A 15205-nucleotide genomic window follows, 5' to 3' on the forward strand; every position below is an offset into this window, starting at 1 on the left:
GATCTGTCATAGCGAGGGCCATCGGACCGCCCGCGGCCGCGGATGGTGGCGCGGCGACCGCCGTCACTCTCAGTAATGGTCTCGGTGGCGACCAATCATTCCGCAATTCGGACAATCCGGATACATAACGATCAGGTAACTGTCGATCACGGTGGGGCGCATTGTGACGGATGTGAAAGGCGAGACACGACTGTGGCCCCGGTCCGCAATGCGGGCCGGGGCCACAGTGTCGAGCTAGGTGGTGCTTATGCCTTCATCAGGCCGTGGTGCCGTTGCGACGCGCCCGCAGAGCGATCGCGGCGCCACCGGCCAGCAGCAGCGCGACGCCGCCGACGATCATCCAGGTGGTGCCGGACGAACCGGTGTCGGGCAGGTCCTCGTCGCCGTCGTCGGTGCCGCCGGCGTCGCCGTCCTCGTTCGAGACGGTGAAGGTGGCAACCGCCTCGGAGTCGGACAGCTCGGGGTCGCCGCCCTCGAGGGTGGCCGTGGCGGTGACGGTGTACTCGCCCTCCGCCAGGTCCTCGGCCGGGTCGAACGTCCAGTTGCCGGCGTCATCGATCTCGAACTCGCCGGCCCACTCCTCGACGTCGTCCTCGCCCTCGGCACGGATGCCCAGGCGCGGCTGAGCCTCGTCGGACGCGGCCGCCGTGCCCTCGAGCATCAGGCCGATGGTGGCGTTCGCGAACGAGGTGCCCTCGAAGACCACGTCACCAGCGACGGTCGAGCCGTCCTCCGGCGCCGTGATGGTGACGTCCGCGGCGTTGATGCCGAGGCCCGCGACCGTGGCCTCCTGGGTCTCGCCCTCCGCGGACTGCGTGACGACGGCGTCGAACCGCACGCCGACCGGCAGGTCGCCGCTCGGGGTGATGCTCCAGGTGCCGTCCTCGGCGACCTCGGCCTCACCGTAGGCGGTCTCGCCAACGGTCAGCGCCACGGTGCCGCCGGGGTGGCCGGTACCGGTGAAGGTCGGACGAGCGTTGTCGGTGGTCTGGCCCTCGGTCGGCGAGTCGACGACCAGCTCCTCGACCTCCGGGCCCTCCTCGACCACGAAGCTGCCGGTGGTCTCGTCGGAGGTGGTGGCCTCCGACGCGCCGCTGGCGGTGTGCGAGGCGGTCGCCGTGTAGCTGTACTCGCCCGGCTCCAGCGCCTCGGTGACCTCGGCGCTCCACGAACCGTCGGCGGCGACGGCGCCCTCGACGGTCGGGCCGCCATCGATCTCGACGGTGACCGTGGCACCCGCGGCGGCCTCGACCGAACCGGAGATGGTCGGGGTCTGGCCGGTGGTGCCGCCGTCCTCCGGCGCGGTGACGCTCGGCGCGCCGACGTGGATCGACAGGCTGAAGTCGTCACCGAACAGGGTCTCGGCGTTGGCCGAACCGCTGGTGACCTGGAAGCCGCCGCCGACGTCACCGTCGGACGCGCCGCCCTCCTCGTACACCGTTGCCGGGTTCCAGTTGGTCTCGTCGCAGGTGGCGGTGCTCTGAGCGGTGGAGAAGGAGTCCACGCCCAGCGCGTAGTTGCCGGAGACGATCGAGCCGCCGGAGTCGCCGGACAGCATGCAGGCGTTGAAGATGAACGCCGTCACGTCGGCGGTCTCGCCCTCGCCGATGCCGATCGGCACGGTGTCCTCGGCGAAGAGAATCTCACCGCAGGTCCAGCCGGAGGTGGCGCCGGACTTGCAGGCGGGCTGGCCGACGATCGGGTCGGTCGAGTCGTAGACGTTGATCGACTGGCCGTCGTCGGGAGCACCGGTGCCGCCGCCCCAGAACGCGACCTGCGGCGGGGCGGTCCAGCCCTCCTCGGTGATGTTGAGGAGGCCACCGTCGTTGCCCTCACCCAGGTGCATCGGGCCATTCTCGCCCAGCGGGCGGTCCAGCAGCTCCGGGCCGGCCCAGTCCTCGTTGTCGAACAGCGGGGCGTCCAGCTGCAGGTGGAACCAGGGGTGGCCCTCAGGGAAGTCCGCGCCGCAGTGTCCGGCGGTGTAGTTCACCGGGGAACCGTCGGCAGCGGTGCCGTTGAAGCCTGCCGAGCAGCGGTTCGCGGCGGTGGGCGCTTCGACGTCGTCGACCGTGGCGTAGCCGTAGCCGCCCTTGAAGTCGTCCTGAGCGTAGAATTCCTGGTCCTCGGTGCCGGAGGTGTCGAGGTCGGGCAGCCCGATCTCGACGCTGGCGCCGACCGCCTCGACGGCGGCGACGTCGGCCTCGGCGTCGACATAGACGGTCAGTTCCTGACCCTCGATGATGGATGCGTTGATGCTCACGCCGTCGGCCTCGAGCTGGGCGACGACGTCAGCGGCGACCTTGGCGGCCGCCGCGTTGGCTAGGTATTCGGCAGCGGACAGGCCGAGGTCGCGCTCGATGGCCTCGACCAGGTCGGATGGGAGCGCTTCGGCCTGGGCGGCGAACGCCTCCGCGGCAAAGGTCTGCAGGGTCTCCGTTACAGACTCCTCCTCGGCGAATGCCGCCGAGGAGGAAGCGACGACGCCTGTACCCGTCAGGGCGCAGGCAGCCAGCACTCCGGTGACCCGTGCAGCGCCACGACGGCGCAGCAGGGCTGTGCTCACAGTTACTCCAAGAAAAATGTCATCGACATGGAATGACTCCGGCACTCCGTGGGTGGGGGCCACCCATGGGGCTCCGGAACCGTGAGTCACCCTACAGCACCGTTCAGACGCATATTCAAGTACTCGCCACCTATCACGACCAATGTCACTTGTCGCCGTACCTGTCCAGATATTTGAATCCTCAACGGTCAAATCACGGGAAACGGACACTCACAGTGACGTTGACCAGCCGTCGTGAGAGCGACGAAGCCGGCGCGAGGCGCGGCCCGTTCGATCACGGGCGCACGATGATCATCAACGGATGGCGACATCACCAGGACTTCTGGTGCTCTACCACGGATGTAAGCGTGGTGAGGCACCAGGAGTCCTGGTGACGTGCCGATGGCGTCGCGTCGGAAGGGGCCGGACCAGGTCAGCGCAGCAGGCCGCGGCGCCAGCCGGCGACGAACGCGCCGGCGGCGAGCAGGAGGACGGCGCCGAAGAGCAGCAGGTGGCTCGACCACCCAGTCTCCGCGAGGTCGCCTTCGTCCGTGTCGCCGCCGAGGTCGCCGCCGGTCCGGGCCTGTGCCCGGGTCACCTCGAACGCGACCGACCGCGAGGGCTGCGACGCGACGTCGTCAACGGTCTGGGTGGCGATGACGACCTGCTGGCCTGGCGCCAGGGGCCCGTCGAGGCGGATCTCCCAGACGCCTTCCTCGTCGGTCCGCGCCGAGACCGCCGACGACGCGGCGGCGCTGGGGTCGCGGTCGCCGTCCGTGGTGACGCGCAGCGACACCGTGGCGCCGACCACGCCGACGCCGGTGAACGTGTGCTGCGGGCCGATTTCGTCGCCGGCACGCGGGCTGGTGATGACCGGCGGGCCGGGGGTGACGCCGATGTCGGCCACCGTGACCGAGGTGGACGCGTCCCCGGCCTCCTGGCTGAGCACGGCGTCGAACCGCCCGGCGGCAAGGCTGTCGTCGGGGGTGAGGGACCAGGTGCCGTCGTCCTGGACGGTGGCCGTGCCGTGGACGTCGTCGCCGACGGCGAGCGTCACGGTGGCGCCGGGCTCGCCGGTGCCCTCGAACGTGGGCTGGCCGGTGCCGGCCACCTGGCCGCTCGAAGGCCAGCCGACGCTCAGCCCGGCCTGCTCCGCGACCTCGAACGTGCCCTCGACCGGCGCGGACTCCGTCACGGTGTCGCCGGTCGCCGTGCGATGGGAGACCGTGACCTCGTACTCGTACGTGCCGGGCTCGAGGGGCTCGTCGGCCGTGGCGCTCCAGCGTCCGGTCGGGCCCACCGTGGACCGCAGCGTCGGGCCGTCGTCGACAGTGACCGTGACGGTGGCCCCGGCCGCGGCCCGCACGGTGCCGGTGAGCGTGGGGGTGGCGCCGACGACGCCGTGGTCGGCCGGCGAGGTGATGACCGGCGTGCCCACGTGGATCAGCAACTCCCAGTCCTCGCCGTAGAGCGCCTCGGCGTTCTCGGTGCCGCCGGAGACGGCGTAGCCCAGGCTGACGTTCGTCTCGCCGTCGGCGCACGTGGGGCCCTGCCAGGTGGAGCCGGAGTTGATGCCCAGCGCGTAGTTGCCGACGACGACGGCGCCGCCGCTGTCGCCGGGCAGCACGCAGGTGTCGAGGACGAAGCCGGTGACCTGCTGCCCGCTGACCGGCACCGTGGTCTGCGCGTCGAGCACCCGCCCGCAGCTCCAACCGGAGGTGACACCGGCGGAGCAGGCAGGTGCGCCGGCGATGGCGTCGATCGAGTCGTACACGCGCAGCGGCTCGGCCTCGGTGGCGCTTGCCGGGCTCCACGCGGCGACCTCGGGCGCGAGCACGTCGTCGTCCTTGGTGAGCTCGATGAGGCCGGCGTCGCGGCCGTCGCCGAAGACGAAGCTGTCCGGGACGTAGGCGCCGATCTCGGGGCCGATGAGCGCGGGCCAGTCGCCGGCCGGGTCGCTGGCCAGCGGCGTGGGCGGGGTCAGCTCCTGCACCGGTGAGGTGAACAGGCCCTCGGTGCTGCCGCCGCAGTGGCCGGCGGTGAGCAGTAGCGGGTCCCCGTCGGCGTTGGTGCCGGTGAACCCGGTGGAGCAGTAGTAGTCGCTGAGCAGGTCGCTGACGGCGAACCCGGAGCCGCCGCGATGTTCGTGCTCGCCGTCCCGGGCGAACAGGCCGAGCTGCCCGACCGGCTCGCCCTCCACGGTGGCCTCGACCGGGACGACGCGCTCGGCGGCGCGGTCGATGTAGGCGAGCTTGTTCTGCGCCCGAGCGGCGGCCAGCGCGTCGGCCAGCGGATCGCCCACGTGCACCTCGGCGCCGGTAGCCTCCACGGCCGCGGCGTCGGCGCGGTCGGCGACCGCGACGTGCAGTGTGCGGCCCTCCAGCCAGGCCGAGCGGACGACGTCACCCAGGGCGGCGACCACCTGGCCGGCCTGGCGCGCCGCCGCTGCGGCGGCGAGGTACTGCTCCGGTGAGAGGTCGAGGTCGCGCCGGACCGCGTCGACGAGTCCGGCTGGCAGCTCAGCGGCGGCGGTGGTGAAGTCGGCAGGGTCGAGATCCTGCATCCGTCCGGCGGGCGCCGCGGGGGCGCTGCCGACGTCGAGCGCGGAGGCGGGAAGTGCGGCGGTCACGGGGGCCGCGACGCCGAGGCCGAGAACGCAGACCAGCGCGGTGGCGGCGCGACGTCCGAACAGTGAAGCGCTCACGGACGTCTCCCGGTCCCCTTCTGTGTGAACGATCGGCCTCGTGACGGCGGGTCCAGCCGTCCCGCTGCGCGAGTCTACCCACGGGTACGAACGGTCCAACGTTGACGTGTCAAAGGTCACCCGTATGGCCAGGTGGTGTCGGCCGCTTGAACGACGGGCTCGATCACCAACGGTTGGCGACGTCATGGTGTCGCCACCGGTTGACGATCACGTGACGAGCGGTCGTGGTGGCGAGCTAGCCGTGCGACGGCGCCGGCGGCGCACCGTCCACCTCGAACGTCAGCTCGTCCTGGAAGCACCACCACCAGTTCTCGCCCGGCTCGAAGGAGCGGACGAGCGGGTGCTCGGGGTGCTCGTGCCAGTGCGCCGTCGCGTGCTTCCCCGGCGAGCTGTTGCAGCAGCCGACGTGGCCGCAGCTCATGCAGATGCGCAGGTGAACCCAGCGGCCGCCGTCGCGAAGGCACTCGACGCAGCCGTCACCGGACGGGCTGACGTCGCGAGCGGTGCCGAGGTGCTCGCAGGTCTGGGCCATCGGTCGCGGCTCCTCGTGGTCGTGCCCGTCGGGTCAACGGTCACGATAGCGAGCCGCCGGCTTCGTGAGCGCGCCGCCGACCTCATCCGCGGCCTGCCGCCGCTGCGATGAGTCCGGCGCCGCCGCGCGGTCCGTACTGCAATGAGTACGAAGGGAGCGCGCGATGCGGAAGATCTTCTCCTTCCTGATGGTGACGATGGACGGGTACGACGAGGGCCCGGCGCGGGAGTTCGATTTCTGGAACCTCGACCCGGAGTTCGATGAGTTCTCCGTCGAGCAGCTCGACGAGGCCGACACCCTACTGTTCGGGCGGGTCACCTACGAGGGCATGGCCGAGTACTGGCCGACCGAGGGCGCCCGGGCCGACCTGCCCGAGGTGGCCGACCGGATGAACGGGTACCCGAAGCTGGTCGTCTCACGGACGCTCGAGCGGGCTGACTGGCCGGACACCCGGATCGTCCGCGACCCGGCCGGCCTCGCCGAGCTGAAACGGCAGCCCGGGAAGGACGTCGTGGTGTTCGGCAGCTCCGCGCTCACCACCTCCCTGGTGCGGCTCGGTCTCCTTGACGAGCTGCGGATCATGGTGAACCCGGTGGCACTCGGCGCCGGCCGGTCGGTGCTCGCCGGCGGCAGCCGTGGCCGGTTCCGGCTGCTGCGGACCCGAGTGTTCGACTCCGGCAACGTGCTGCTCTGCTACCAGCCGCTGACGGCCGCCTAGTGCGCCGCGCCCCCTGCTCAGCCCCTACTCAGCTCGACTCGGCCTCTACTCGGCCAGCGCGAGGCCGGCCAGCCCGGCGCCGTCGAGCTCGCCGCGGGCGTAGCGCAGCCACCTGGCCCGCTCGCGGTCGTCGCCGTCTGGGTCGAGGACCTCGGCGGCCAGCTGGGCGATGTCGTCCAGGGCCCGCACACAGCGGTAGTAGGCGAGCCGGGTCCGGTCGACGTCGGCCGGTCCGTAGCCGGCGAAGAACCACTCCTGCTCGCGCCGGCCGACCGGAGCGAACCCGGGCAGCCCGCCGACGGCGAACATCAGGTCGCGCTCGCGCGGTGCCAGCGCGGCGTCGTCCCAGTCGATCAGCCAGACCCGTCCCGCGGCGCCGACAAGGACGTTGCCCAGGTGTGCGTCGGTGTGGCAGACGACGGCGGGCGGCCGCGGCCGGTCCCGCAGAGTGCGGGCCAGCGACGCCGTCCGCGCCAGCAGCGACGTGACCAGCTCCATCCCCGACCGCCACGCGGCGACGAGCTCCAGGACGAGGTCGTCGTCCCCTGCATCGACGGTGTCGAGCCGGCGGCCGACCTCCCGGATCGCCGACGCCACCGCCGTCGGGGACGGGCCCTCGGCCGGCAGGTCACCCAGCCGACGGTCCGGTAGCACAACGCCGTGCACCCGGGCCAGCAGCGAGCCGAAGGCCTGCCACTGCTCGCGGGCCATCCGTCCGTCGAGGCCGTCGGTGTCGGAGACCCACGGCAGCAGTGACAGCCGCCGTCCCTCCCGCTCCGTCCAGAGCCCACCCGACCTCGTCCGCACCGGTGCGGCGACGCCCGGGACGCCCAGCTCGGCCAGCCGGGACGACACTCGCAGGCCGGCCGGTGACCCGCCCCCGCTCCACTTCACCGCGTACCGCGACCCGTCCGCCGTCGCGCCCCGCCACACCGCCGCGGTCGTGTCGGCGCCGCCGTCGACGCGGCCCAGCGCCGTCAGCTCGACGCCGAAGTCGTCGCGGACCCAGGAGCGCAGCCGCTTGTCGGTCGGACATCCCCGCGACCCTAGGCGGACCCCGTCGGGACCCGCCATCGGATTACCCCCGGACCCGAACCACCGGCTCGTGCCGGACGGGCGTGCGCACCGAGGCGGCGACGAAGCACAGCTCGTGCGCGCGCTCGTGCAGGCCGGTGGCCTTGTCGACCATGTCCGCCTCGGTCACGGTCACCCTCGGGCGCAGCGTCACCTCGGTGAAGGAACCGCCGCCGTCCGGCGTGGTCCGCATGACGCCGGTGGCGGTGTCCTCCTAGCCGACGACGACGATGCCGGCGGTGGCGCACAGGTGCAGGTACTGCAGCAGGTGGCACTCCGAGAGCGCGGCGACGAAAAGCAACTCCGGGTTCCAGCGGGCCGGGTCGCCGCGGAAAGCCGGGTCGGAGCTGCCGGCGAGCACCGGGCGGCCGTCGGCGAGCACGTCGTGCGACCGGGCGTAGCCGCGGTAGTTGGCGGTGCCGGTGCCCTGGTCACCGGTCCACCGGACCGTGGTGACGTAGCTGTGCTCGGCCATCCGTCCTCCCGGGTGAACGCTGTCGGTACCCTGCCAGGATGACAGGCTCCCGCATCGTCGCCGTCGGCCACCACCAGCCCGAACGCATCCTCACCAACGCCGAGCTGGCCACCATCGTCGACACCAGCGACGAGTGGATCCGGTCGCGGGTCGGCATCGAGACCCGCCGCATCGCCGGCCCGGACGAGACCGTCGACGAGCTGGCCGCACGCGCCGCGGAGAAGGCGCTGGCGAACGCCGGCCTGGCACCGGCCGACGTCGACTACGTCGCGGTGGCCACCTGCACTGCCATCGACCGTTCGCCGAACATGGCCGCCCGGGTCGCCGCGCGGCTGGGCATGGTCACGCCCGCCGCCATCGACGTCAACACCGCGTGCTCGGGGTTCACGCACGCGCTGGCCACCGCCGACCACGCCATCCGGGCCGGCGCGGCCCGCCGGGCGGTGGTGATCGGCGCGGAGAAGCTCAGCGACTTCACCGACTGGACCGACCGCTCCACCTGCGTGCTCATCGGCGACGGGGCCGGGGCGGTGGTGCTCGTGGCCGCCGACGAGCCCGAGGTCGGCCCGGTCACGTGGGGCTCGGTGCCTGAGATGTCCAACGCGGTGCGCATCGAGGGCCGGCCCGGGACGTTCGGCCAAGAGGGGCAGGCCGTGTTCCGCTGGGCCACCACAGAGCTCCCGAGGATCGCCCGGCTCACCTGCGAACGCAGCGGCGTCGCGCCGGAGGACCTGGGCGCCATCGTGCTGCACCAGGCCAACCTGCGCATCATCGAGCCGCTGGCCAACCGCATCGGCGCGGCCGGCGCGGTGGTCGCCCGCGACGTCGTCGAGTCCGGCAACACCTCCGCCGCCAGCATCCCGATCGCGTTGTCGAAGCTGGTGGAGCGGCGCGAGGTGCCGGCCGGTGCGCCGGCGCTGCTGTTCGGCTTCGGCGGTGGCCTGTCCTACGCGGGGTTGGTCGTCCGCTGTCCGTAGTAGTCGACGTTCGGCCCACCCGATCGTTGTCCTTGGCACACGAGACCACCACCCCGGGCGTCGCCGTTCATCGCGACAAGTTCGCGTGCCACGGCGCGGTACGGCCAAGCGCGGCACGAGGAACAGCGTCCATGGCCTGGGCGACCGCCGATGATCAGGCGAGGGGTTCGGGCGACAGTGGCACGCTCGCCGGGCGCTCGGCCCGGGTGGCGACCTGCCGCGGCCGGCCGTCGTCGGCGGAGGACAGCACCGACTCCATGACGTCGAGTACGTGCAGCGCGAGCGTGCCGCTGGCCCGTCCGGAGCCGTCGCCGGCCATCAGCTCGGCGACGCCCAGGCCACGCCCGCCGGTGGTGTAACCGGCCGAGACCGGCAGAGTCTCCCACTGGCCGCCGTCGAGCTTGCGATGCTGGACGGCACCGTCGAACGTGTTGGGGTCGGGCACGACGAGGGAGCCCTCCAACCCGTGCACCTCGATCGGCGGCGCCAGCGTCGCGGTCGCGTCGAAGCTCATGGTGATGGTGGACAGCGCGCCGGAGGCGTGGGTCAGGATGCCGGCGACGTGGGTGAGCACCTGCACCGGGACCTGCTCGCCGGCCCGAGGTCCCTTGCCGATGGTGCGGGTGTCGCGGGCGGTGCTGCCGCGACCCACCACCGAGACCACCGGCCCGAGGAGCGTCACCAGCGTCGTGACGTAGTACGGGCCCATGTCCAGCAGCGGCCCGCCGCCGGCGGTGTAGTAGAAGTCCGGGTTCGGGTGCCAGCGCTCGTGGCCCGGGCACAGGAACGTGGCGCTGGCCGCGGTCGGCTCGCCGATCATGCCGCTGTCGATGGCGTGCCGGGCGGTCTGCACACCGGTGCCCAGGACGGTGTCCGGTGCGCCGCCGACACGCACCCCGGCCAGTTCCGCGGCGCGCAGGACTTCCAGGCCGTCGGCGACGGTGGCCGCGAGCGGCTTCTCGTTGTAGACGGCCTTGCCCGCGGTGATGGCGGCCAGCGCGATCTCGGCGTGGCCGGCCGGCGGTGTGAGGTTGAGGACGACGTCGACGGCGGGATCGGCGAGCAGTTCGTCGACCGTGCCCGCACGGACGCCGTCGCGCTCGGCGGCGACGGCGCGGGCGCGGCCGGGGTCGAGGTCGGCCACCGTGACCAGCCGCAACGCGCTCACCGCGTCCAGCGTCGCCAGATATTGGCCGGAGATAGCCCCCAGTCCGACAACCCCGACGCCTACCGGCTCGCCCACAGCAGTCCTCTCTCGATGATGGTGCGCACGGTCGGGTGCTCCAGGACCGCGGGCTGGTGTCCGGGTGTGGCGACGAAGACCCTGCCGCGGCCCCACTCGCGGGTCCACACCGCCGGGCACGTGACCGCGCGATGCCACGGCTGGTCCTCGCGGGCCGGGTGGGTGGTGGTGGCGAGCACGTCGTTGTAGTCGTCGGTGAGCACCCAGTACTGCTCGGTCTCCAGGTCGAAGTCCGCGAGACCCGCCACGATCGGGTGATCGGCCCGCTCGGGCCGGATGTTCACCCGGTGCCGGAGATAGTTGTTCTCCTGCGCGCCGGGGGTGCACTCCGCCGCCGGCCTGCTCGGGTGAGTGGCGAACTGGCCACCCACCAGGTGCAGGTAGTCGGAGGTGTTGCGAAACGCGTCGGCGATGCCGCCGTGCCAGCCGGCCAGGCCCGTCCCCGCCCGGACCGCGCCGCTGAGGCCGGCGAACTGCTCCTGGGTGATAGTGCCCATCGTCCAGCACTGCACGACGAGGTCCGTGTCCGCCATGGCCGCGGCCTCGGTGAGCACGTCGAGCGACTCCTCGACCCGCACCTCGAAGCCCGACTTCTCGAGGAACGGGATGAACAGCCCGGTGGCGGCGACCGGGGCGTGCCCGTCCCAGCCGCCCCGGATCACCAGCGCGTGGCGAGTGGTCGAGGTCATCGTGGTCCTAACTCAGCGGGAGCGTGACCGCGGCCGGGTCGCTCGCAACCCGGCCGCGCTGCGATCCTCACCCGGGTTGGACGGAAGGGTCAAGCGAGAAGAGGATGTGGGCTCGGCGCGTCGATGATGCACGATCGCTGTCGGCATCAGCACAGCGATGCCGCAATGTTGCGGCGCGTATCTCACACCCCACAGCCCGAGCCCGCCAGCGTGGCGACCTCACCGCAGCCGCGACGACGGCACCCGCGACCGTGCTCCTCGCCTGCATCGGCACCGTCGACGACCCGCCGTCGTCATCCTCAACGGCGGCTCACAGGCCCGCAGCCTGACCAAGCCCTAGTGCGTGCCTGACCGTGCCAGCAGCTTTCGACGGCACCGTCCCCAGCCGTCCTGGTGGCGATGTCACATCCTTGCGGTCCATCCCGTCAGGGGTTGAGAGCCAACCCAGAGAGATTCGGAGAAATCATGAGCAAGGTGTGGTTCGTCACCGGTTCGTCCCGCGGATTGGGTCGCAGGTTCGTCGAGGCAGCCCTGTCTCGCGGCGACAAGGTGGCGGCGACCGCCCGGAACAGCGCAACCCTGAACGATCTGGTCTCCACTCATGGCGATGCGCTGCTCCCGCTCGACATGGACGTGACCGACAGAGCCGCCGTGTTCGAGACTGTGCGGCGAGCCGAGGAGCACTTCGGCCGTCTCGACGTCGTCGTCAACAACGCGGGCTACGCCCTGATCGGTGCGGTCGAGGAGCTGGCCGAGCAGCAATTGCGAGACGTGCTGGAGACCAACGTGTTCGGCGCGCTGCGGGTCGTCCAGGCCGCGCTGCCGTACCTGCGCGAGCAGGGCAGCGGGCACATCATCCAGATGTCGTCCATGGCGGGCCTGTTCGCAGCGCCACTCGGCGGCGGATACCACGCATCAAAGTGGGCTCTGGAGGGCCTGAACGACTCCCTCGCGCAAGAGGTCGGCGCGTTCGGCATCAAGGTGACAGTGGTCGCACCCGGCGGCTTCGCCACCAGAAGCGGCGGGGAGAAGCCCAATCCACTCACCGACGGTGACCAGGCCGACCGCAATCCGATCTATGACGGCCTCCGCCAGCGCATGGCCGAGTTCATGGACAAGTCGCCCGGTGGCGACCCGGCTGCCGCAGCACAGGCGCTCCTCAAGATTGTCGACTCCGAGAACCCACCATTGCGGGTGTTCTTCGGCCCTCAGGGCTATCAAATAGTCCGGAAGGTCTACGCCGACCGGCTCAAGGCTTGGGCGGATTGGCAGGATCTCTCCGTCGAAGCCCACGGCAAACCCGAACACGACTTCGGACCCACCGTGGTCTGAAGCACTTCGGCGAAGTACCCCTCGCAGACGCCGCACGCGGCGATGCCACCATTGCCCGCTGCTGATCGCCATGGCGCGCCTGCCGGCGTGCTCGGCTGCGAAGCGGATGTGGGAGCTCTTGGGTCGCTTCTTCGGGTCCGGTGTGCTGGCTCCTTCGCGTGACAGGATGCGGTGGATCGTCGCTTGGGACAGGCGTACTGCGTGGGGTGGGTCAGGTGCCAGGCGATCGACGCGGCTCGCGCGCTGGACGCCCACCCGCGTTCGACTCGGACGACTATCGAGGCGGCAACGGCGCGGAGCACTCGTTCAACCTGTTCATAGGCTGGAGAGGGCTGGCCACCCGGTTCGACGGGCTAGCGATCGTCTACCGCGCCGCCGTCGTCCGCAACGCCGTCATCGCCTGGACCCGGCATGTGTCAGACACGCTCCAACTGGCGCCACCCCACACCCCAACCTCATCTCGGGGCACACCGGCGGCTGGTCTCCACGTCCCTCCGTGGCGGGACCAGGGGTCACCGCGCCAGGACGACGGCTACGGGGCGGGCGGCGCGGTGCAGGACCGACCGGCTGACCGAGCCCAGCAGCAGGCTGCGCACGTCGCCCCTGCCGCGCGAGCCGACCACGATCAACGCGGCGTCGGTGCCGATCTCGACGAGCTCGTCCGCCGGCTTCCCGGGCTCCACCCGCGGTACGACGGTCGCCGGCGAGCCGGTGTCCTGCCGGGCGAGCTCGATCGCGTCCTTGACCATCGCGACGGCGTCGTCGACCTCGGCCGAGGTGGCGCGGGCGGCGGTGTCAGGATCCAGCTCCGGCAGCAGGCTGGCGGCCAGCCGGTAGGTGTGCACCGCGATCACCTCCGCGCCCCGGAGCGCGGCCTCCTCCAGCGCGAAGCGCAAGGCCGCGGCGCTGTGCTCGGAGCCGTCGACGCCGACGACGATCGGCCCGTCGTCCCGCGGGATCGCCGCCGTCGGCACCACGACGGTGGGACAGTGCGACCGCACGGCGACGCGAGCGCTGACCGACCCGAGCGTGAGCGCGCCGAGCGTGCCGATGCCGCGGGTCCCGACGACGGCGAGCGTCGCGGTGGCCGCGACCTGCAGGATGGCGTGCTCCGGCGGCTTGGCGATCAAGAAGGTCTGGACCGGGAGGCCCGGCACGGTGTCAGCGACTCGCTGGCGGGCCTGGTCGAGCAGGCCCTCGGCGTGGGCGCGGAGCTCGTCCGACGGCGGCAGCACCGCGGCAGGACCGAACGGCACCGCGGCGATCGGCATGAACAGGCCGTAGACGACGTGCAGGGCGGCGCCGCGTCGGCGCGCTTCGCCGGCGGCCCAGTCCAGGGCGACGCCGCTGTCGGGGGAGCCGTCGACACCGACGGCGATGGACGTGGTCACGGGCACCTCTCCGATCCGGCGGCGGCTGCCGCCGCCGCGTCCAGCATCCGCCGTGCCGGGCCGGCCCGCCAGGGCAGCATGGCTCGAATCTCGGGACCAAGGTCCCGTCGCCGGCTCAGCTCTTTGGGTCGGTGCCCGCTTCGCGAGGAACCTGGTCCTTCATGGCTTCGCGGATGCCGTCACGGACACCGGTGCGGATGACGTGGTACAGGCCGTAGAGGAAGACGAGGGACAGCGCCAGTCCGAGGATCTCCATGGGTGGCCAGCAACCCTTCTCCGGACTCGCGGTCCGTCGGGGACGAGGTCGGCAGAGACACTACCCCCCGGTTCGCGTGCTGGAGACGGTCGGCGCGACGAGCGGCTCCGGCTCGGTCAGGGTGCGCAGCAGGAACCAGCCCAGCGCCGGCAACGCCATCAACGGGGTGAGCGCGGACCGCAGGGAGAAGGCGTCGGCCAGGGCGCCGATCAGCGGGCTGGCCGCGCCCCCGACGCTGACAGCCAGCCCCAAGGTGACCCCACCGGCCACACCCACCCGCCGCGGCAGATAGTCCTGGCCGAGGGTGACGTGCAGCGAGAACGGCACGTAGAGCCCGAGCGAGGTGAGTGCGACGAACAGGTAGATCGCCGGGCCGGGGACGAACACGACGCCCGCGACGGCGAGGACGGACAGGGCATACGACCACCGGACCACCCGGAGCCGCCCGAAGCGGGTCGCCAGCTTCCCGCCGGCCACAGTGCCGGCGGCGCCGCCGAGGTACAGGACGAACAACGCGACCGTGCCGGCGACCGCACCGCCGCCGGCGTGTTCGCGCACGTACAGCGGGAGGAACGCGCTCAGGCCGACGAAGACGATCGAGCGGCACACGATGGCGCCGGAGAGCTTCGTGAAGGAGGGCCAGTCGTCTCTGCCTTGGACGCGATCGGTGTGCGTGGAGTCGCTCGCCGCCCGGCCGGCGACCTCCCGCAGCGCGATCGCACACAGTGCGGCGCCGCCGACGGCGGGGATCACCAGCAACGGCGAGGCACGCAGACCGCCGACGGCGATGACGGCCGCCACCATCCACGGCGCGGCGACGAAACCCACGTTCCCGCCGAGTGCGAACCAGCTCATCGCGGTGTGACTGCCGCGGCTGGCGTCCCGTGCCACGCGTGCGGCTTCTGGGTGGTAGGCGGCGACGCCGATCCCGGACATCGCGACCATCGCGACGGTGAGGGCGTAGGAGTCCGTTACCCCGGCCAGCCCGACGCCGAGACCGCCCATCAGGGTGCTGACCGGGAGCAGCCAGGGCAGTGGCCATCTGTCGGTGAGCGCTCCGAACAACGGCTGCACCACGGAGGACACGACGGTCGCGGCCAGCACGATGCCCGAGGCGGCGGCGTAGGAGTAGGCGCGCTCGGCGATGAAGAACGGCACCAGCGCGGCCACCGCGCCCTGATACACGTCCACGCACGCATGTCCCATGGTCAGCAGCCTGATTGGGCCGCGGGTGGCGGTATGCGTGGCGGTCACTCTGCCATCGTCGCCGTC

12 protein-coding genes and 1 pseudogene are annotated in these 15205 nt (G+C 71.8%); 3 read left to right on the plus strand and 10 right to left on the minus strand.

All coding sequences use genetic code 11. The features are described 5' to 3' along the window. Positions 1-256 precede the first annotated feature (256 nt). The 3 genes from E1269_RS02485 to E1269_RS02495 all read right to left on the minus strand — a co-directional run bounded on the left by E1269_RS02485 (position 257) and on the right by E1269_RS02495 (position 5778). Positions 257-2563 (minus strand): Ig-like domain-containing protein, encoded by a 2307-nt coding sequence (locus E1269_RS02485; protein ID WP_131890719.1) that lies wholly within the window; start codon positions 2561-2563, stop codon positions 257-259. Positions 2564-2975: 412 nt separating this feature from the next. Further along, entirely contained in the window at positions 2976-5246 is a 2271-nt protein-coding gene (locus E1269_RS02490) for an Ig-like domain-containing protein (protein ID WP_131890721.1), read from the minus strand. Positions 5247-5481: 235 nt separating this feature from the next. After that, positions 5482-5778 (minus strand): UBP-type zinc finger domain-containing protein, encoded by a 297-nt coding sequence (locus tag E1269_RS02495; RefSeq protein WP_131890724.1) that lies wholly within the window; start codon positions 5776-5778, stop codon positions 5482-5484. A gap of 163 nt (positions 5779-5941) precedes the next feature. Here E1269_RS02495 and E1269_RS02500 point away from each other — a divergent pair, with 163 nt between their 5' ends. Beyond that, positions 5942-6496 (plus strand): dihydrofolate reductase family protein, encoded by a 555-nt coding sequence (locus E1269_RS02500; RefSeq protein ID WP_131890727.1) that lies wholly within the window; start codon positions 5942-5944, stop codon positions 6494-6496. 45 nt (positions 6497-6541) lie between these two features. Here E1269_RS02500 and E1269_RS02505 read toward each other — a convergent pair whose 3' ends face one another. Both E1269_RS02505 and E1269_RS34130 read right to left on the minus strand, forming a co-directional pair. After that, positions 6542-7570, minus strand: a complete 1029-nt coding sequence (locus tag E1269_RS02505) for a phosphotransferase (protein ID WP_131890729.1) — start codon at positions 7568-7570, stop codon at positions 6542-6544. A gap of 4 nt (positions 7571-7574) precedes the next feature. Continuing rightward, a pseudogene (locus E1269_RS34130) lies at positions 7575-8045 on the minus strand (OsmC family protein). A 38-nt stretch (positions 8046-8083) separates the two neighbouring features. Between E1269_RS34130 and E1269_RS02515 the strand changes: the two are divergent. Next, positions 8084-9022, plus strand: coding sequence for a beta-ketoacyl-ACP synthase III (locus E1269_RS02515; protein ID WP_131890731.1), 939 nt, complete (start codon positions 8084-8086; stop codon positions 9020-9022). A 154-nt stretch (positions 9023-9176) separates the two neighbouring features. Here E1269_RS02515 and E1269_RS02520 read toward each other — a convergent pair whose 3' ends face one another. Both E1269_RS02520 and E1269_RS02525 read right to left on the minus strand, forming a co-directional pair. Next, a complete protein-coding gene (locus E1269_RS02520; RefSeq protein WP_131890734.1) occupies positions 9177-10265 on the minus strand; it encodes a Gfo/Idh/MocA family protein in 1089 nt (362 codons plus the stop codon). After that, on the minus strand, positions 10250-10954 hold the full coding sequence (locus E1269_RS02525) for a ThuA domain-containing protein (protein WP_131890737.1): 705 nt from the start codon (positions 10952-10954) through the stop codon (positions 10250-10252). Before E1269_RS02525 ends, E1269_RS02520 begins: the two co-directional genes overlap by 16 nt. A 465-nt stretch (positions 10955-11419) precedes the next feature. Here E1269_RS02525 and E1269_RS02530 point away from each other — a divergent pair, with 465 nt between their 5' ends. Then, positions 11420-12286, plus strand: a complete 867-nt coding sequence (locus tag E1269_RS02530) for an SDR family NAD(P)-dependent oxidoreductase (RefSeq protein WP_131890739.1) — start codon at positions 11420-11422, stop codon at positions 12284-12286. Positions 12287-12798: 512 nt separating this feature from the next. Here the strand turns inward: E1269_RS02530 and E1269_RS02540 are convergent. From E1269_RS02540 to E1269_RS02545, 3 genes are all read right to left on the minus strand, one after another. Next, the gene (locus E1269_RS02540) at positions 12799-13677 is read right to left on the minus strand and encodes a universal stress protein (RefSeq protein WP_131890742.1); all 879 of its coding nucleotides are present in this window, start codon (positions 13675-13677) and stop codon (positions 12799-12801) included. 115 nt (positions 13678-13792) lie between these two features. After that, a complete protein-coding gene (locus E1269_RS32710; protein WP_203432784.1) occupies positions 13793-13933 on the minus strand; it encodes a hypothetical protein in 141 nt (46 codons plus the stop codon). Between the two features lie 60 nt (positions 13934-13993). After that, positions 13994-15139, minus strand: coding sequence for an MFS transporter (locus E1269_RS02545; protein ID WP_131891065.1), 1146 nt, complete (start codon positions 15137-15139; stop codon positions 13994-13996). Between the last annotated feature and the right edge of the window lie 66 nt (positions 15140-15205).

It is taken from the genome of Jiangella asiatica (assembly GCF_004349065.1).
Classification (GTDB): domain Bacteria; phylum Actinomycetota; class Actinomycetes; order Jiangellales; family Jiangellaceae; genus Jiangella; species Jiangella asiatica.